Here is a 20,720-nt window from a genome sequence, read left to right on the forward strand (position 1 = left end):
ACTTTAAAACAAATTGTTACTTTAAAATCTTGATAGTATGATGAATAAACTTGGGCTTATCATTGTATCGGTTATATTAGCTCTAATCCAGACAGGGTGTGCAGAGCAGAGTACATGGATGTCTTTGAACAGCTCTAATCCTCGGATTATCTGGGAAGTGAAACCCCAGGCAGATTTAGAGAACATAACCGGAGAGCAGATTTCTACTCCGGAATTTAAAATGTCCGATTACGTTAAAGGTGTGGTTCCCGGAACTGTTTTTACTGCTTATGTTGAAGCAGGAATCGTTCCTGATCCTAATTATGCCGATAATATTTATAAAGTAGACGAAACGTTTTATAACCGTCCTTTCTGGTATCGTACGGAATTCGAACTCCCGTCTTCTTATTCGGAGGGGAAGCGGGTATGGCTTCATTTCGACAATACGAATCGCTTTGCCGATTTCTATTTTAATGGCGAGAAGATATCAGGAACAAAAACATCTACTAAAGATGTAAGCGGTCACATGTTACGTTCGAAGTTTGATGTGACCAATCTGATAAAGAAATCCGGTAAGAATGTGATAGCTGTTCTGATTACCGATGCCGATCAGAAAAAGACGCGTAAGGCTAAAGACCCGTATGGAGTTGCGTGTAGCCCCAGTTATCTGGCTGGTGCCGGTTGGGACTGGATGCCATACGTACCGGGACGTCTGGCTGGTATCACAGGCAATGCTTATCTTGTGGTAACGGGAGATGTAGTGATGGAAGATCCTTGGGTACGTTCAGAGTTACCGACCTTGCAGAAAGCAGAGCTTTCTGTCTCAACAGATATTAGAAATGCTTCTTCTTCCCCAAAAGAAGTCGTTGTATCCGGAGTGATTCAGCCGGGGAATATTTCTTTCTCTAAAGACATTCGGGTAGAAGGAGGAACAACAGCCAGACTATCTATTAACAAAGATGACATAGCGCAATTGGTCGTTGACCATCCGAAACTTTGGTGGCCGAATGGTTATGGTGATCCCAATCTTTATACTTGTAAGCTGACTTGTTCTGTAGATGGAAAAGTGTCGGATGTAAAAGAAATGACATTCGGTATCAAGAAGTATGAGTATAAAATGGTCGATAATGTAGTGGGATATCCTGTTCTTACATTCTTTATCAACGGACAGAAGATCTATCTGAAAGGTGGAAACTGGGGAATGAGCGAATATCTGCTTCGTTGTCAGGGTAAAGAGTATGAAACGAAAATCAGACTTCATAAGGAAATGAATTACAATATGATCCGTCTATGGACAGGGTGTGTTACTGATGATGAGTTTTATGATTATTGTGATAAATATGGGATTATGGTATGGAATGATTTCTGGTTATATGTAGCATACAATGACGTGGCGCAACCGGAAGCATTTAAAGCGAATGCCCTTGATAAAGTCAGACGTCTTAGAAACCATCCTTCCATTGCTATTTGGTGTGGAGCAAATGAAACGCATCCGGCACCTGATTTGGATAATTACCTGCGTGAAATGATTGCGAAGGAGGACAATAATGACCGTATGTATAAGTCTTGCTCCAATCAGGATGGATTGTCCGGAAGTGGTTGGTGGGGAAATCAACCTCCAAGACACCATTTTGAAACTTCAGGCAGTAATCTGGCATTTAATACACCGGCTTATCCATACGGTATTGATCACGGTTACGGTATGCGTACAGAAATAGGAACGGCCACTTTCCCCACATTTGAAAGCATCAAAGAGTTTATCCCGGAAAAAGACTGGTGGCCTCTGCCTACTGATGAGCAGTTGAAGAATGATGATGACAATGTATGGAACAAACATTTCTTCGGTAAGGAAGCGTCTAATGCCAACCCGGTTAATTATAAGAATTCAGTGAACACACAGTACGGAGAATCATCCGGACTGGAAGAATTCTGCGAGAAAGCGCAAATGCTGAATATCGAAGTGATGAAAGGTATGTATGAGGCTTGGAACGATAAGATGTGGAATGATGCAGCCGGACTTCTGATCTGGATGAGCCATCCGGCTTATCCCTCGTTTGTATGGCAGACTTATGACTATTATTACGATCCTACAGGTGCTTATTGGGGAGCAAAAAAGGCTTGTGAACCTTTACATATCCAATGGAATGCTTCTAATAATAATATAAAAGTAATAAATACTACAGCAAAGGACTTGAAGGCTGCAATAGCTAAAGCTACAATTTACAACCTGAATGGAAAAGAAGTGCCTGCATACGGACAGACAAAACAGGTCGATGTGGCAGCCAGCAACATTGCAGAAGCATTTTCTTTGAACTTTAATCCTTTCAATCTGGCTTATGGAAAGAAGGCTGTAGCTTCTTCTTCAGCAGGTGCCTCTAAAAGTGCTTCAATGGTTACTGACGGAGGAGCGGGAAGTCGTTGGGAAAGTGCATACAGTGATCCTCAATGGATATACATTGATCTTGGTAGAGAAGAAAAGATAGAAAAGGTTATTTTGAAATGGGAGGCAGCTTGTGCTAAGAAATACGAACTGCAAGTATCGAATGATGCGCAAGAATGGAAAACCGTTTATGCCAACAAAGATGGAAGAGGTGGTACTGAACAGATTGAATTGGAACCAGTTACAGCACGTTATGTGAAACTGGCAGGCATCAGCCGTGCTACACAGTTCGGATATTCATTGTTCGAATTCGAAATCTACGGTGAGAAACCAAAAGAGATAGAAGAACTGACTCCGCTTCATTTTATCAAGTTGGAACTGACAGATGCCAAAGGTAATCTAATCTCTGAAAACTTCTATTGGCGGAATGGTGTGAATGATCTTGATTATAAATTGCTGAATACACTCCCAGAGGCCGATTTGTCTTGCCGATTGGTGGATAAATCGATGTCTGACGGAAAGATGAAGATTGTTGTAAAGAACAATTCCGGGACTGTGGCTTTTGCTAATCGGGTGAGGCTTGTTAATAAGGCTACGCAGAAAAGAATACTTCCAATTATTATGTCCGATAATTATGTGACGTTGATGCCAGGCGAAGAAAAGGTTATCACTATGGAGGCGACTCCCGAACTGTTGAAAGGAGGCGTAAGTGTATTGGTGAAACAGTATGGGAAAGCAGAGAAGAATAAGCTGGATATAGCAGATTGATTGTTGTACGGTTATCTTTATGGTTTGATTAAAAGAATAAAGAAAATGGCTAATAGACTAAAAATGAGGATACTCTTGTTGTTATCTTTAGTTTATATAAATTGCGATTACTTACAGGCACAAACAACAATACCCCGGTTTGAAGAAGGGGAACGTGTGGTATTTGTAGGAAACAGCATTACTCACGGCGGACATTATCATTCATTTATCTGGTTGTATTACATGACTCGTTTTCCGGATAAACCGATTACTATCATGAATGCCGGAATTGGTGGAGAGAGTGCGTGGGATATGAAGGATCGCTTGGACTATGATGTTTTCAACAGGAAACCAACTTATGTGACTCTAACTTTCGGTATGAATGATACCGGTTATGATATTTACATGAAAGGCGATGCAAAAGAACTGTCGGAACAACGGATTGCAAAGTCATTGGAAAGCTATCAGGAAATAGAAGAACGCTTACTGGCTAAAAATAAAATAAAGAAAGTATTGATTGGTGGTTCTCCTTATGATGAGACTTCCCGGTTTAATAATTTTATATTGCATAATAAGAATAACGCCATTTTAAAAATCATAGATGCCCAACGTACATCGGCTAAAAAGAATGGCTGGGGTTTTGTTGATTTTAACCAACCGATGCGTGAGATATGCAGAAAAGAGCAGGAGGCAGATTCTACATTTACATTCTGCAGGATAGATAGAATTCATCCGGATAATGACGGACAGATGGTCATGGCCTATTTGTTTCTGAAAGCACAGGGACTGGCTGGGGATGAAGTGTCATCAGTATCTATTGATGCACATCATTCATCTGTAATAACCCATAAGAACTGTAAGATTTCAAAACTAAAAAAGAGCGGAGCTGATCTGACTTTTGATTATCTGGCGTATGCTCTTCCTTATCCGCTGGATTCTATTTCTAGAAGTGGCTGGGGAAATAAAAGGTCACAACGTGATGCAATGCAGTTGGTTCCATTTATGGAAGAGTTTAATCAGGAACGTTTTCAGGTAACAAACTTAGAGAAAGGAATGTATCGGTTAACTATAGACAATCAGTTTATTGACAATCTCTCATCCGAAAAGTTGGCGAATGGAGTGAATTTGGCAGATTACCCGAATACTCCCCAATATCAACAAGCTGCGAAAATCATGTATCTGAATGAGGAACGGTTTGAAGTGGAGAAACGTTTCAGAGAATACTTATGGACTGAATATTCATTCCTGAAAAAGGAAGGATTACTGTTTGCAGATGATCAAAAAGCTATCGATAAGCTAAAAGAATACTTGCCTAAAGATGGTTTTCTTAGGATGAGCTACGATTGGTATATAAAAGCGATGAATCCCGAAATACGGGAGGTTTGGAGCAATTATATGAAGAGTCTCGTTGAAACAATTTATAAAATCAATAAACCTGTCACTCATAAAGTGAGGCTGGCAAGGATTGAATAATAATAGAAGATGAATAGAATGAAACGATTGCTATGTTTAGGTTTGATTTGTTATTTCTGTTGTCTGTCGATGATAGTATATGGAAATGAGAAAACTTCGCCTTTCTATTTGGCGGAATTAAAATGTGAGAATCTTATTGATCCTTTGGGGATTGATAATGTAACTCCTCACTTTAGTTGGAAGTTAAAGGGGGACGGCTGGAAAGGCGGGCAAACTTATTATGAAATACAGGTAGCTTCGGATAGTATTCTGTTGGTGCAGGATAAAGCTGATTTATGGAATACCGGAAAATTGAAATCCAAAACTTCGGTTATGGTACCTTATCAGGGAAAGGCTTTAACTTCTCGTTCTTTGTGTTATTGGCGGGTACGCGTTTGGGATGCTAAAAAACAAGCTTCATCATGGAGTCCTGTTGCCCGTTTTGGAGTTGGCATCTTGGATCAGTCACAGATGAAAGGAGAATATATAGGGGCTTCTGTTGAAGGTGGCAAGATTTGTGCTCCTATTCTTCGCAAGAAAGTGAAATTGACTCAGGGCGAGACTTCTTTCCTGCATGTAAATACGTTAGGTTATCACGAAATTTATATCAATGGGAGAAAGGTGGGGGAGGACGTTCTGACCCCTGCTGTATCACATTTATCTAAACGTTCACTAATTGTTACTTATGATATTACTCCTTATTTACGAGAAGGAGAAAATGATTTGCTTATCTGGCTGGGACAAGGTTGGTATAAAACGACGACTTTCGGAGCAGCTTATGAAGGTCCGCTGGTAAAAGCAGAATTGGATGTGTTGAGAAATGGTAAATGGGAAGTCGTTACGAAGACAGACGGATCATGGTACGGACGTGAAAGTGGCTATTCGGATACAGGTACTTGGCGTGCTTTGCAGTTTGGAGGTGAGAGGGTGGATGGAAGGATTCTTCCGCGAGATCTTTCAACACATGCTTTAGACAAAATGAAATGGACTCCTGTTGTGAAAGTGAATGTTCCCGATCATATCGCTTCCCCTCAAATGTGTGAGGTAAACAAGATACATCAGATTTTGCAGGCTGTGTCTGTAAAGAAGCTGGGTGAAAGTCTCTGGCTGGTAGATATGGGGAAGGTTCAGACCGGATGGTTTGAGATGCAAATGCCTATATTGCCGGCGGGTCATGAAGTTATTATGGAATATAGTGATAATTTGACGAAAGACGGTGAATTTGACAAGCAAGGTGAAAGTGATATTTATATATCTGGTGGTAAGCAAGGAGAATACTTCAGAAATAAATTCAATCATCACGCTTTTCGATATGTGCGCATCTCCAATCTTCCTCAAAAACCGGAAACAGGTGCTATGAAATCTCTGCAGATTTATGGAGATTATAAACAGACCGCAACTTTTGAATGTTCGGATGCCGACTTGAATGCTATTCACCAAATGATTCAGTATACGATGAAATGTCTGACTTTTAGTGGATATATGGTAGACTGTCCGCATTTGGAACGTGCAGGATATGGTGGTGATGGAAACTCCTCAACGATGTCTTTGCAAACGATGTACGATGTAGCTCCAACATTTGAAAACTGGGTGCAAACATGGGGAGACTCCATGCGTGAAGGAGGAAGTTTGCCGCATGTTGGTCCTAATCCGGGTGCCGGTGGCGGCGGTCCGTATTGGTGCGGATTCTTTGTACAGGCTCCCTGGAGAACGTATGTCAACTATAATGATCCCCGCTTGATTGAGAAATATTATTCTCAAATGAAAGAGTGGTTTAAGTATGTTGATAAATATACAGTAGATGGTTTGCTGAAACGTTGGCCCGATACCAAATACCGTGACTGGTATTTGGGTGATTGGCTGGCACCTATGGGAGTAGATGCAGGTAATCAGGCTTCAGTGGATTTGGTAAGTAACTGTTTTATCAGCGAATGCTTGAGCACTATGTATAAGACAGCCATAACATTAGGAAAAAGAGAAGAGGCGGAAGAGTTCGCTATCCGTAGAGAAAAACTCAACAAGTTGATTCATCAGACATTCTACCGTGAGGATGAAGGGATCTATTCTACCGGTTCACAGTTGGATATGTGCTATCCTATGTTGGTAGGTGTTGTACCTGATTCTTTGTACAATAAAGTGAAAGAGAATGTCGTTGCCATGACCGAAGAAAAATATAAAGGACATATTGCTGTAGGTTTGGTTGGAGTGCCTATTTTGACAGAATGGGCTGTTCGGAATAAACAAGTGGATTTCTTCTATCAAATGATGAAGAAACGTGATTATCCCGGTTATCTATATATGATTGACCATGGTGCGACAGCGACTTGGGAATATTGGAGCGGAGAACGAAGTCGTGTGCACAATTGTTACAATGGAATTGGTACTTGGTTTTATCAGGCTGTAGGAGGAATACGTCTTGACGAGGCTAACCCTGGATATCGTCACTTCTATGTCGATCCTCAAATTCCAAACGGTGTGACCTGGGCAAAAGTAACGAAAGAATCACCTTATGGCACAATTGCCGTTAATTGGAAGTTGAAAGATGATAATCAGTTGAATCTTCAATTGACAATTCCTGCCGGAACAACGGCTACAGTTTGCATCCCTAATAATGCTGTCTCATGTAAAAAGAATAAGAAGAAAGTGAGCGTTAAGGAGCAGACTGTTGATGTAGAAGCAGGGCATTATGATTTTCTATTTAATTTGAAATAGATACCCTACTAGAGTGTATTTATGATTTTCATTTCTCATATTCTCATTCATTAATCATAAATGGCAGAAGACTAATAGGATAGACTATGAGAAATGATTTTTAAGATGGTATTTCTCATAGTTTTTCCGTCAAATACCCCGTATTTTACCTTATTTCTCATACTTGTTGGATGCATTTCTCATAGTGTTTTTCTAATCAACCTATACAAGAATAAAGAAACAGCTAGTCAACCATTATCAGGGAAGTACATATTCTCCTTGTCCCATATATTGTGGGAAAGTGTTCCCTACTAGTAGGGAAAAGATTCTCTTATTTTGTGGGAATAAATTCTCATAATATTAGGGAACATTTTCCCATAATATATGGGACAATCGGAACTACAGTTTATCTTCAACCAGAAAAAAGGAGAAGATAGTATTTAACTATGAGAAATACTCTGAAATACTATGAGAATAAGGTGAATTTTAAGCTAAAATAGAAGGCGTATTATGAGAAATGCCGTCTTAGAAAGTCTTTCTCATAAGCTATTTATTTGATTATTTGCTGTTTATCAGTCACCTATGAGAATATGAGAAAGGAAAATGAAAAATCTTCTCTAGAAGCTGCTGAATTTTTTATTGATACATTTAAAAACGCACCGTAATAAACTAATTTATCATTTAATTTAAGTCTGTGCAGAAACAAAATTAACTTTAGGAAAATTGTCCAGTAAATGGACTTGAAGTTAATCGCTTTGATTATTATTTTTATATGATTCTTTTTAAATTTCTCTTTAGTGGTTTCTTAAATTTCAAGCGTTCATAGTATAAAGTTCAATAGATATAGGTAAAAAGTTAGGATTGGTGTTTGAAATTCCCAATATTCCTCCGGTCTGTTTATTCTTCTTTTATGAGTGACCGGAGGAGTTGCTGGAAATCCTGTTTGACCAAAATGAAAATATGATATCATGAGGACTGTTTTCAAAGCTTTTGATTATGCAATTGCCAGACTAAAATCCGTTGGCGGAACTAATAACTAAAATAATATTTAAATGAGAAAAAGAATATCGTTATTGCAAATGGCTGTTTTCTTCTTTACGGCTCAGGTAGCTTGGGCAGGTAATATAAAAACAGAAAAAGTAACACTGGTAGGAAATGGAATTGTAGAATTTATCCCCGTAGGGTATGATGTTTCCCGTACGCCTTCATTAATTCTTTCCCATGAACCGGAAAAGAAAGGTGGAGTACCGGAAAACTGGAAATTAGTTCCTCAATTTACGATGACTGATGGCAAGGCAAATGCCTCATTGGATGTTCCAGCCGGAACAAGTCTGTATGGAGGTGGTGAAGTGACCGGTCCGTTGCTGCGTAATGGGCAAAAGATTAAAATGTGGAATACGGATAATGGTATGTATCGGGTTGATGGTGGCTCACGTCTGTATCAAACGCATCCGTGGGTATTGGGTGTTCGTCCGGACGGGACAGCATTTGGCGTATTGTTTGATAGTTTTTGGAAGGCTGAATTGATTACTAATTCAGATAAAATTGAATTTAATACTGAAGGAGCACCTTTTCGTACTTATATCATAGATCGTGAATCTCCGCAAGCAGTATTAAAAGGACTTGCCGAATTGACCGGTACTATAAGTATGCCTCCCAGATGGGCAATCGGTTATCATCAGTCTCGTTTTTCTTACGTGCCGGAAGCTAGAGTGAAAGAAGTTGCCAATACTTTTCGTGAAAAGAAGATACCGTGCGATGTAATATGGTTTGATATCAACTATATGGATGAATTCCGTGTATTCACGATCAATAACAGGGATTTTCCAGATCCGAAGCGCATGAATAAGTATCTGCATGATAATGGATTCCATTCCGTGTATATGATAGATCCAGGCGTAAAAGTGGATGATAACTATTTTGTATATAAAACCGGAAAAGAGCAAAATGCTTTTGTTTGTGATATCTATCGTAATGAGTTTCACGGGAAAGTATGGCCGGGTGCTTGCGCATTTCCTGACTTTACCCGTCCGGAGACGCGCACTTGGTGGTCCGGACTTTATAAAGACTTTATGGCTAATGGAATAGATGGCATTTGGAATGATATGAATGAACCGTCTGTATTTGATGGTCCTGGGGGAACGATGCCGGAGAACAATATTCATTTAGGAGGAGGCAATTTACCTATTGGTAGCCATTTAATGTATCATAACGCTTATGGTCGTCTGATGGTCGAAGCTTCTTATAATGGCATGATGGCTGCTAATCCAAGCAAACGTCCATTTCTTCTTTCCCGCTCCAATATTATTGGCGGACAGCGTTATGCAGCCATGTGGACGGGCGATAACGAAGCTACTTATGAACAGATGAAACTTTCTGTACCGATGTCTATTACATTGGGGTTGTCCGGTCAGCCTTTCAATGGTCCGGATATAGGTGGATTTGCTGGGAATACGACTCCCGATTTGTGGGGAAACTGGTTAGGCTTCGGTGCATTTTTCCCTTTTTCCAGAGGACATGCTTCCTGTGATACAAATAACAAGGAACCGTGGGCATTTACTAAAGATATAGAAAAGGAATCACGCATGGCATTAGAACGTCGTTACCGTTTGCTGCCTTATCTCTACACTGCTTTTCATGTGGCTCATAAAGATGGACAGCCTGTGATGGCTCCGGTTTTCTTTGCCGATCCGAAAGATGAAAGTTTGCGTGCTGAAGAGCAAGCTTTCATGTTGGGGACAGACCTGTTGATAATTCCTGCATTTGCAAAGAATCCTTCTCTACCCAAAGGAATTTGGGAAAATTTATCTTTGGTTAAAGGAGATACAAAAGGTAAATATCAGGCTAAATTAAAAGTGAGAGGTGGTTCTATTATTCCAGTAGGCAAAATAATTCAGAATGTGAATGAAAATTCATTCGACCCATTGACTTTAGTTGTTTGCCCGGATGAGGATGGCAGAGCGGAAGGCTCTCTGTATTGGGACAAAGGAGATGGATGGGGATTTCAGAAAGGAGATTATAAACAGCTAACTTTTAAAGCAGAGTTAGTAGACGGGCATCATCTTATTGTAAAAGTGACAGACGATAAAGGGGAAGACCAAATTGATTTTGGAATGATAAAGGTAGAAGTATTGCATGCTGGCCATACTTATAAATCTTCTGGTGATATAGCTAAAGGCATTACAGTGAAATTGTAAAGGAGAATACAATAAATGAGGAGTTCGTTTATTTAACCATCTTCTTTTTGTACTGTTTAGAACTAAACTTCATCCTTATAATCCAAATGTGATTACTAAAAATAGCTTCCAGTCAAAAACATCAGTAAAAAAGGTTTTTGACTGAAAGCGAACCGAAAGCAAAAAAGAGAGATGAGTTCAGTCTCTTTTTTAGAGCCTCTATATTCGTTTAATAGAGCCTCTGTTTAAGTGAAATGCAGGCTTCGTTTCACTTAAACAGAGGCTCTGTTTTATTCACCTGACGCGTTCTTTGACTTGTTGTAAACGAAAACTATTCATAAATAATGTGTTAGGGATTGAAGGGAAAAGTGTACCTTTGCCCATCGTTTAACCGGAGAAGACAAGATGACCAAAATAACAGTATTGACTACAGACATCAATGTAGTGTCTATTAATAACGAAGATTATATCTGCATTACTGACATGCTAAAAGCCAAAGATGGCGATTTCTTCATATCAGACTGGCTGAGAAACAGGAATACACTGGAATACCTCGGTATATGGGAGCGGTTGTATAACCCAGGATTTAATTATGGCGAATTCGCCACAATTAGAAATCAGTCGGGGTTGAACAGTTTCAAAATCAGCGTGAAAGAATACGTGGAGAAGACCCATGCTATCGGTATTCAAGCGAAAGCCGGAAGATATGGAGGCACCTATGCACACAAGGACATCGCATTTGAATTTGGAATGTGGATTAGTGCTGAATTTAAAATCTATTTAGTCCGCGAGTTCCAGCGCCTTAAGGAGCAGGAACTCGCGCAACTGGGCTGGAGTGCCAAGCGAGAACTGTCGAAAATAAATTACCGCATCCACACCGATGCTATCAAACAAAACCTTATCCCGGCAGAAGTCACACCACAACAAGCTTCCCGCATCTACGCCAGCGAAGCCGATGTGCTGAACGTTGCCATGTTCGGCCTCACTGCCCTCGAATGGCGCGATGCGCATCCCGACCTGAAAGGAAACGTCCGCGACTATGCCACGGTGAACGAATTGATTTGTCTCTCGAACATGGAGAATCTGAATGCCGTATTCATAGGAGAAGGACTTCCTCAGCACGAAAGGCTTGTCCGGCTGAACCGGATAGCTATCCAGCAGATGCAGATACTGGAAGATGTAAACAAGAAGTACCTCAAGTAGCTGCTTTTACCAGAATGAACCGATAGATTTTTAGCACGACAACTATAATAGTTTTCGTCCCGCTCCGCACACCGACTTGTGTGTGGAGTGGGACGTTTTCGTTTACGGCAAGCCATGTACCCCTACATGTACGGATTCGGCTTCCTATCAAATAATAATGCTTGATTTACAATGTGTTATCAATGAAAAAGGGGATGCATCTATGAAGACGCATCCCCTTTTTCATTGATACTACTATGAGTATTTATCAGTTTATTAGAATGTAAGTTGTACTCCTAAGTTAAACACGCGCTGGTTCATGTATGCATCACCGGCGGAGTTGGACTTGATTTCCGGGTCTTGTTGATACTTATCAAAACTTGTCCATGTAAACATGTTGTAAGCATTGAGATAGACACGGAGGTTTGTAAGCCATGAAGGCAACACTTTTGTGGGCACTTGATAGGAGACGTCGATGGTTTTCAAGCGGATGTACCAAGCATCAATCAACCAAAAGTCGGACATATACGCTGCTGCGCTGTTTACAGTCGACGGATTGCTTGTTAAGCGCGGAAATTCGATGGCTTCACCGTTCAGGTAGCGTTCTAATGTCCAGCGTTTCTGGTGTAGAGGTTGGAATTGACTCTTGAAAGGTTCGATACCTGTGCCGTTTACCGAGAAACTGTAGTTGAACGAACCTTGGAAGAGTACGCTCACTGACAATCCTTTCCACGAACCACCGATTGTCCATCCCAACGTGGTGTTGGGTAAGTTTGGCTTACCAATAGCTCCCTTGTCGAAGTCGTTGATAACACCGTCTCCGTTCAAATCTTTGTATTTCAAGTCGCCGGCTTGGATAGGAACGTCGGTATTGGGCACAGCCGGTGCATTTGCGGCTCCTGCATGAATCAAGTCCACTTCTTCAGGTGTATAATAACCTATCCAAGTGTAACCGAATGGTTGACCGATAGGACGACCTGTTGCCGACAACCAATCGTATCTTTGTTGTGCTTCGGCATTAAATTCTACCTTATTCTTAGCATACGAGAATACGAAGTTGGTATTGAAGTTGAACTCACCGAAACGGTCTTGATAACCAATCTGTCCGTCGAAACCCATATTGCTGGTGCGTGCCACGTTGATAGGTGAAGTACCCACACCTAAGATCTGCGGTATGTCATTGCGTTTCACAAGCTGATTGTATCGTTTGTCATAGAACCAGTCGAAAGTAAATGAGAAGCGGTCGAATGCATTGAAGTCGAGACCTATATCAAACTTCTTGGCTTCTTCCCATGTCACACTGCTATTGCCAAGGTCACCTTCCGTAATAGCAGTGGAAGTGACATCGCTTTGTCCGAAATTATAAGCATTATCAGTTGCTGTATATATCTGGTTGTAAAGGTAGCGGTTACCCATAGCTACGTCCGAACCTACAATACCATACGAAGCTCTGATTTTCAATAGTTGGATGAAAGAAATGTTATCCTTGAAGAACGATTCTTCGGAGATACGCCAACCCACACCAATAGCAGGGAATATTCCGTAGCGGTGTCCTTCGGCAAAACGGTCGGTACCGTTGTATGCAACATTGAAGTCGACCAGATATTTATCTTTATATTTGTAACCTACGGTAGCGGTAAGACCCTGAAAGTTTTCGGGAATCTTTTCTCCTGTATCGTCTGGATTTTTTTCTACGGTACGGCTTTGGCGGCTATACAGCAACGTGGCACTAACGTCATGTATTCCATTGAATATGCGTGCATAGTTGATGGAGGCCTGAACATCCAGATTTTTCACAGCCTGGTTGGTTCCGGCCGTCAGAGCATACTGTGAATAAGCATATTTACGGTTGGGGTTGATGTTATACTGATCCGTAGTAGGATCGTAGTGGTAGGTAGGGTACGCATCTTTTCCACGGTTTACTTTGCGGAAGACTTCGTCAATGGTAGAGTAAGCAATACGAGCATTGGCTGACAATCCTTTGGTGAGCCAATCCATCTTCCAGTTCACACCGTAGAGAATGTTGTTATCGTTACGGCGTGTACGCGTGTAACCTTCGTTAGCCAAACGTGCATTCAATGTAGGTCCGTAACCGTCCACATCTGAAAGATAAGCATACGATCCGTCCGGATTGAGTACCGGTGCCGAATAGGGGTGCATGGCGGTGAAATTGTAAATCTCGCCTGTAGCATTCAGACTACTCGGTTCGTTGATGTTCATGAAGCGCGAACTGAAGTCCAGACGCATAGTCAGATTATCAGTAACAGTAAAGTCCAAGTTGGTACGGTAGTCAAAACGGCGGTAAAAATAGCCGGTATTCACATCGTCATCCGCTTTAGCAAAGTTACGAACCAAACCACCTTGTGAGAAATACCCCCCGGATACGAAGTATTTCAAACGTTTGGTACCACCCGATACGTCGACATTGATGTTCGACTGCATAGCCGATTTTTTGAACACTTCGTCGTACCAGTTTACATTAGGATGTCCGTATGGGTCGGAACCGTCTTTAAACAGTTCCAAATCATGTTGTGTAAACATTTTAGTCAAACCATCGTTAGTACGTGCCTCGTTGACTAACAGGGCGGTGTTGTATGAGTCTAAGAAGTTGGGTTTACGGACAGGTATCTGACCGCCGGCTTCTGCACGCACATGGATCACAGGTTTTCCTTCTTCACCGCGACGTGTCTTGACTACCAACACACCGTTAGCACCCTTGATACCATAAATAGCAGTCGTTGATGCATCTTTCAAAATAGATATGCTTTCAATCTCATTGACATTGATTTGTGACAGCTGTTCGTAACTGTATTCCACATCATCAACCATAATAAGCGGCTTGTTACCGTCCTCATTCAAGGAACTGACACCACGGATAAAGAAGTCGGAAGCATCTTTTCCCGGCTGACCGGAACGTTGCTGACTGAAGAAGCCGGGCAGTTTACCCGATAATGTATTCTGTAAGCTACTTGTAGGAACTCTACGTAATTCGTTGGCTTGAATACCGCTCACGGCACCGGTCAAAGTGATACGTTTCGCGCTGCCGCGACCTGTGATAACAACTTCGTTCAGGTTGTTGGCTTCGGAAACCCTTAATGCGATATTCAGTGTGCGCTGATTTGTTATTGCGACTTCCTGATTTTGATAGCCCACAAACGAAAATACCAATGTTTCGCCACGTTTCACTTCCAGCGAATATTTTCCATCTATATTGGTGATGGTACCCCTTCCGGCTCCCTTTACCAGAATACCAGCTCCGATAAGCGGTTCGTTGCTTTCCCCATCAATAATGGTACCGCTTATCGTAAACGATTGGGAGTATGCCTGTACAATGCAGAGGAGGCACAAGAATGTTATAATTACTCTTTTCATAAGATATTACCAATTAGGGTTTTGAACCATATTCTTATTTTTTATTACTTCCGAATAAGGAATCGGATAGAAATAACGTTTATTGTCCCATTGTACATTGAGTACAGCTTGCGGAACATAGGTCGTGGAAGTCTGTGATTTAGTGATGTACATTCCTTGAATAGGCTGTGCATAGACCTGTTCGGCAAGTCGCCAACGACGAATGTCCCAATAGCGATGCTCTTCAAAAGCCAATTCAATGCGGCGTTCATTCTGAATCACTTTGCGCATTTCGGCTTGCGTCAAATTGTGTGTCTGCTCATTGGTTGTTAGTCCATACAAATTCTTTTCACCAGGTTCGATACCTGCACGTCGGCGCAGGGCGATGATAGCATCATATACAGCTTGTGAAGGAGTAGACAAATATTCGTTTTCGGCTTCGGCAAAGTTCAGAAGTATTTCGGCGTAACGGAACATCACCCAGTTGTGTTGTGTGTCTTGATATTCGTTGGCTGCTTCGAAATCACCCATAAACTTGCGCATGTAATAACTCGTGAGCGAGTACGACGAACCAAGAGGATTATTGGCTCCACCCTGCCATGTTTCCATCGTAGAGTTCACCCATGACGAACCATTGTGTATAATGGTATATTCCAAACGTGGATCACGTTGTGCGTAAGGAAGCTGTTCATTGTATTCATATTTACCTTTATCATTGATAAAGTGACCGTCTTTCATTAAAAAGGCATCGACTAAATTCTGTGTGGGATTGGTGCGGCCGTTTCCTTGTTTGGCACCGCTAAGTCCCAATGGACCGTTAGCTGTTTCCACCGTCTTATCCATTGCGTTTTCACGGAAGAAGATAACTTCTTTATGTTCGTTTGAATACCAATTGGTAAATACATTCTTGAAATTATCGTCAAGTCCCATGATAGCTCCGTCACCTGTTCCGTACGTGTTAATAAAGTTGCGGGCGGCATCGGCTGCTATTTTCCAACGTTCGCGATCATAAGAGGCATATCCTATCAACTCATTACCAGATTCAATGGGCTTTTCGTTGAATAACGGACTTGCTGCATAGAGCAATACACGAATCTTCAGTGCCTGGGCTGCCTGTGTGTTTACTACGTGTGCGCTCGCAGCGGCATCAGGTAGTGGCAGCGAACGAAGGTCATCTTTGATATCGTCAAGCTCACTTACAATATACTTGATACATTGCTCGAACGTGCTACGTGGCAATTCGATGTTTTCGTTCAATTCGTACACTTTATCACCGATAATGGGCACTCCACCGTAGCGCTTCACCAATTCAAAATAGAAGTAAGCACGCAGGAACCGGGCTTCGGCTTTCATAGAATCATTGAGCCTGCGTGTATTACCGAGTGCATCAGTGTAAGTAGTGTTGAAAGGTACTACGTCAATGCCACTCAACAGAATGTTCACGCGGCGAATCACCAAATAAGGGTCGCTCCAAATCATATCCGAGTTAATAAAATTGGAGGCACTGTAACGTCCGATGGCCAGTTTGTATACATCGGACTCGGACGAAATAACAGAGAGCGCATCGTCGGAAGCGGCATCCAGGTAGTCACCATTTACGCCGTTGTGTCCATTACGCATGTAATAGTAGATGCGGTTGAGGTATTTACGTACTACAGTTCCGTTGGAGTCGGTCTTCGAGAAGAGGTAATCTTCTGTAAACATATCTACAGGCGTACTCTCATAACTGTCTGTACATGCGGCAGCACTCAATAACAGCATAAATGCTCCTACTGCCCATGTGCCATATTTATTTTGTTTCATATCCATCATTTTTATTAGAAGTTAAGATTGATTCCAGTCGTAATGGTGCGCTGTAACGGATAGCTGGTGAAGGTAACTTCAGGGTCTTGCAAGCGGGTACGTGACCATGTGAGTAAATTTTGTCCCTGTACAAATATTTTCACGCGCAGTCCGCCTAAGTAATTACGGCAGAAGTTTTCGGGTAGTTTGTACGATACGGTGGCGTTCTTGAGACGAATGTAGTTTCCGTTCTGTACAAAGAGTGAAGAGTTCCAGTTGTTTCCGTAGTTGTACATATTGCCTCCGGCAGTCAGTCTCGGATACGTAGCTGTTTCAGCAGTTTCGGGTGTCCAACGATTCAGCAAATTGGTGTAAGCTTGTCCGTAGCTTTGTCCGATCACTTGGAATCCTTCGAGCAACGTGCGGTCGCTATTATATAAGTCGCGGTTGTAAGCACCTTGGATAAGTGCTGTAACTTCCAACCCTTTCCATTCAAAGCCTAAATCAATACCAAAATAGCAAGTCGGTTTGTCGCCACCAATCACAGTACGGTCGAATTCGTTGATTTCGCCGTCACCGTTCATGTCTTTGTATTTCACGTCACCCGCTTGAATATTGTTGAAGCCGTTCATTACGGGATAACCATCGGCTATGTCTTTAGCTGTGAGGAATCCGGTAGCTACCAATCCGTAGATGGTACCGGTGGGTTGACCTGTCATTTTCAGATAGTCGTAAGGTACGTATTGCTCGTCCATGAACAACCGTTTGTTCTGTTCCATACTCCAGTTGGCTGATACATAATAGTTCACCTTACCGATGTGATCTTGCCAGCTAAGTTGTGTTTCCAATCCGTAGTAACGTGTTTTTCCGATATTTTCTGCCGGATAAGCAATACCCAGCAATTCGATGCTCTTACCACGTGATTGCAATATGTCATAGTAGTAGTCATTGTAATAGTCGGCCGAGAGAGTCAAACGATTCTTTAACAAGGTTAAATCTAAACCTACATTGACCTTCCTTCCTTTTTCCCATGTCAGGAGGGTATTAGCCAATGGGGATATTTCTGACACTGAACCTCCGTTGCTCATGGATGTACCGTTGCTATACCAGAATCCGCCATCTTCATTGTATCTCTTTAAATAGCTGAAGTAACCGGCATTGTCGATTCCGTTTCCTGTATGACCGTATGTGGCACGTAACTTGAGTTGGTCTATCTTCGATGCCTCCATAAACTTCTCTTTGCTGATATCCCAACCCAGACCTACTGCCCAGAATGTTCCCCAGCGACGTCCATTGTCATAGCGGTTGTAATAACTTTCCGTTACGGCTGCTTGCGCGAAGTATTTGTTATCGTAATTGTATTCAACTTTCTGTCCGATGTTCGACGGAATCATAGGCAGGTCGTAGTTGTTGAGTATAGTACGTGTATCGCCCCAAAGTGAAGCTTTTACACCATGCATACCGAATTGGCGTTCCCAGTCTACATACATTTTGCCATACATATATTGGTACGTCGATACTGAACGGTAACTGTTGGTTTGTGAACTTACATCTCCATACTTGTCATAAGCCTCGTTGCCTTGTTGGGTTATGCTGTATTGAAATACTTGTGCCTGTTTAGTACGAACGATAGCATTACGCACTTGCGATGAGATGTTTCCCGTTGCACCAACAGAAAGTCCTCTCACCAATTTATCGAAGTCATATTTCAAATTAATGGTTCCTACGACGTCGCGGGTATTGCTTGAGATATATCCCGAACCAGTGGTCTGTGCATAGAGGTTTTGGGTATACGAAGCGTTACCACCATACGTACCGTTGGGATTTAAGACGGGATAAGCATTGTTGGGAGTTTGCCATACGTTGCTCAAAAGGTCGCTGTATCCTGTCCCCGAAATACCTCCAGGTTGGTTTCCTTCCTCTATACGTCCCATTAAAGACATGCTTACCTTAAATTCATCTGTCACGTTGATGTTTACCTTCGATGTGATGAGATACCGGTTGTACTTGAAATTGGTGTTGTAGCTATTAGCATCGCTCGTCTTGAACAATCCGTTTTCGCTGTAATATCCCAAACTTACAAAGTATTGAGCCACCCGTCCGCCACCTGTTACATTCAGATTATAGGCTTGCGACGTAGTAGAATTGTTCATAATAGCATCTTTCCAATTTACGTCGGGATGCAGATAAGGGGAAGTTCCATTACGATAGGCTTCGAAATCATCATACGTATAGAGTGGTGATTTGCCATCATTGAGCAATGCTTCGTTGAGCAAATAAGCATATTGATAAGCCGAAAGTGGATTTGGGCCAGATTTCAATGCACTGGATATACCAAACTTTCCGGTGAGTGAGAGATGGAAACCACCTTTTGCATCAGGATTTTTGGTAGTAATAATCAATGCACCACGTGAACTGCGCATTCCTAAAAACATATTGGAAAGGGCATCCTTTTGAATGGTAACCGATTCAATGGCTTCGGGATCTATGGAATACAGGTCACGTTCTACACCGTCGACAATGGCTACAGGCGATTGTCCGCGTGCTGAAATGAGAAACTCCGAATTATCTCCGTAGATACCTCCACCTACATTAGGAATAGCTCCCACTATATCGGATTTAGTATTGGCATCAGTCCGTAACAGTTGCATGCCACGGAAAGGTGATACATTAAGACCTTTCAATCGTCCTTGCAATCCGGTAAGGATGGTGGCTGACTGATATTTTATCAAGTCGTTGGTATAAACCGTCGAAGATGCTCCTAGGGTATTACTTTTAGTGTGATCCACACTATCTATCGGTGCATCTTGTGCCTTTAGTGCGACGGCAGCTATACATAGTAGTCCCGTCGTTATCATTTTATACATATTCTGTTTCATTATCAGTAGAATATAAGGTTATCACTCGCAATAGAACGTATATATGAATGGTTCCTTCTGCGGAGGAAGAGGTATATTTAACATTACGAAGTCATCATCAGACTGTGTAACGGAGATAGATCCATCGGCATTAGTGAAGGCATATTCAATACTTACAAGCTCTGTTCCTTCAGGTACATTGAAGAACCCTTCCGGCCAGAATGTGATATTGTATGTTTTGGTATACTGATTCTCTCGTTTCATCAGGGTCTTGTCACTCTTCTCATTTACGGTATAACGGTGTCCGTCGCTAGCTACCGCCGTTCCTTCAAAATAGATCTTATCGGCCTTGACAAGTGCATTTTCGTCGTCCATGCCTCCAATGAAGCTAAAGGTTACAAAGTCGTTTTGCAATGCTGTTAATGGAGTGGTTTTGTTGAAGTGTTCACTACAGAAGTCAGTGACAAGTCCTTCACCTTCTACTACCTCAAAACATCCGGCTTCCTCACATTTCTTTGCATCTGCACTTGTACTGAAGTTATCGTCAGTACTGTTAATAAAGAATGATGGTTTGAAACGCAGATTTTTGTTTCCTACCGGTACACGGACATAGATTGTAAAATGAATTTCATCTGCGACACCGTTATAGGGTCTTGTCCAATAGGCTGCCCATTCCATATCTTCCAGAATATTGGTACCGACACCGTATTCCTGCATGAGAGCAGCCGACCATGACAATCCTGGTTTGTTGCTAGGTTGTTCGGTCAATGGGATAAGCGTCATGTTTTGCTCACCTATATTCGGATCAAATGTATCTTCTGTGTACGAAACTCTGGCATTTTGTGCCAGATTCCAACTCTTAGGAGCCAAAAAACCGAAAACAAGTCGTTTGTCATTGCGTGGGTCTCCTTGAACCTTAATGTGTCCATGCATTTTGAAAGTAGCAGTCGTTCCGGCCTTTGCATAGTTTACGGCTTTTCCATCTATCATTTGGGTTATATCGACAGAATCGATAAAGAGGCAACTCATAACGATGAAAGTCATAAGTATAGTTGATAACGCTACGATGTGCCGTTTGCGTTGAAGCAAGCTGATTAATTTCTTTTTCATAAAGCGTTATGA

Annotated in this window: 9 protein-coding genes; 5 read left to right on the forward strand and 4 right to left on the reverse strand. The window is 41.8% G+C overall.

The features are described from left to right. The first annotated feature begins 37 nt into the window (after window positions 1-37). The 5 genes from KSX81_RS16940 to KSX81_RS16960 all read left to right on the forward strand — a co-directional run bounded on the left by KSX81_RS16940 (window position 38) and on the right by KSX81_RS16960 (window position 11,628). Complete coding sequence (locus KSX81_RS16940) at window positions 38-3,127, forward strand: discoidin domain-containing protein (RefSeq protein WP_118418868.1); 3,090 nt, start codon at window positions 38-40, stop codon at window positions 3,125-3,127. Between the two features lie 45 nt (window positions 3,128-3,172). Next, window positions 3,173-4,579 carry an SGNH/GDSL hydrolase family protein gene (locus KSX81_RS16945; protein WP_044918361.1) on the forward strand — a complete coding sequence of 469 codons (1,407 nt, stop codon included), beginning with the start codon at window positions 3,173-3,175 and terminating at the stop codon, window positions 4,577-4,579. A gap of 9 nt (window positions 4,580-4,588) precedes the next feature. Next, on the forward strand, window positions 4,589-7,270 hold the full coding sequence (locus KSX81_RS16950; RefSeq protein WP_004320978.1) for a family 78 glycoside hydrolase catalytic domain: 2,682 nt from the start codon (window positions 4,589-4,591) through the stop codon (window positions 7,268-7,270). A 1,031-nt stretch (window positions 7,271-8,301) separates the two neighbouring features. Further along, the gene (locus tag KSX81_RS16955; RefSeq protein WP_004301478.1) at window positions 8,302-10,446 is read left to right on the forward strand and encodes a TIM-barrel domain-containing protein; all 2,145 of its coding nucleotides are present in this window, start codon (window positions 8,302-8,304) and stop codon (window positions 10,444-10,446) included. Between the two features lie 384 nt (window positions 10,447-10,830). Continuing rightward, a complete protein-coding gene (locus KSX81_RS16960; protein ID WP_004301479.1) occupies window positions 10,831-11,628 on the forward strand; it encodes a KilA-N domain-containing protein in 798 nt (265 codons plus the stop codon). A 255-nt stretch (window positions 11,629-11,883) separates the two neighbouring features. Here the strand turns inward: KSX81_RS16960 and KSX81_RS16965 are convergent, their stop codons facing one another. The 4 genes from KSX81_RS16965 to KSX81_RS16980 are packed head-to-tail and all read right to left on the reverse strand — an operon-like array spanning window position 11,884 to window position 20,708. Continuing rightward, window positions 11,884-14,979, reverse strand: coding sequence for a SusC/RagA family TonB-linked outer membrane protein (locus KSX81_RS16965; protein ID WP_004301480.1), 3,096 nt, complete (start codon window positions 14,977-14,979; stop codon window positions 11,884-11,886). 6 nt (window positions 14,980-14,985) lie between these two features. After that, window positions 14,986-16,761 carry a RagB/SusD family nutrient uptake outer membrane protein gene (locus KSX81_RS16970; protein WP_004320977.1) on the reverse strand — a complete coding sequence of 592 codons (1,776 nt, stop codon included), beginning with the start codon at window positions 16,759-16,761 and terminating at the stop codon, window positions 14,986-14,988. A gap of 14 nt (window positions 16,762-16,775) precedes the next feature. Further along, window positions 16,776-19,607, reverse strand: coding sequence for a SusC/RagA family TonB-linked outer membrane protein (locus KSX81_RS16975; RefSeq protein ID WP_004320976.1), 2,832 nt, complete (start codon window positions 19,605-19,607; stop codon window positions 16,776-16,778). Between the two features lie 33 nt (window positions 19,608-19,640). Further along, window positions 19,641-20,708 (reverse strand): DUF4961 domain-containing protein, encoded by a 1,068-nt coding sequence (locus KSX81_RS16980; RefSeq protein ID WP_004301483.1) that lies wholly within the window; start codon window positions 20,706-20,708, stop codon window positions 19,641-19,643. Window positions 20,709-20,720: the final 12 nt, after the last annotated feature.

This window comes from Bacteroides sp. MSK.18.37 (assembly GCF_019129155.2).
In the GTDB taxonomy this organism is placed as follows: Bacteria; Bacteroidota; Bacteroidia; order Bacteroidales; family Bacteroidaceae; genus Bacteroides; species Bacteroides ovatus.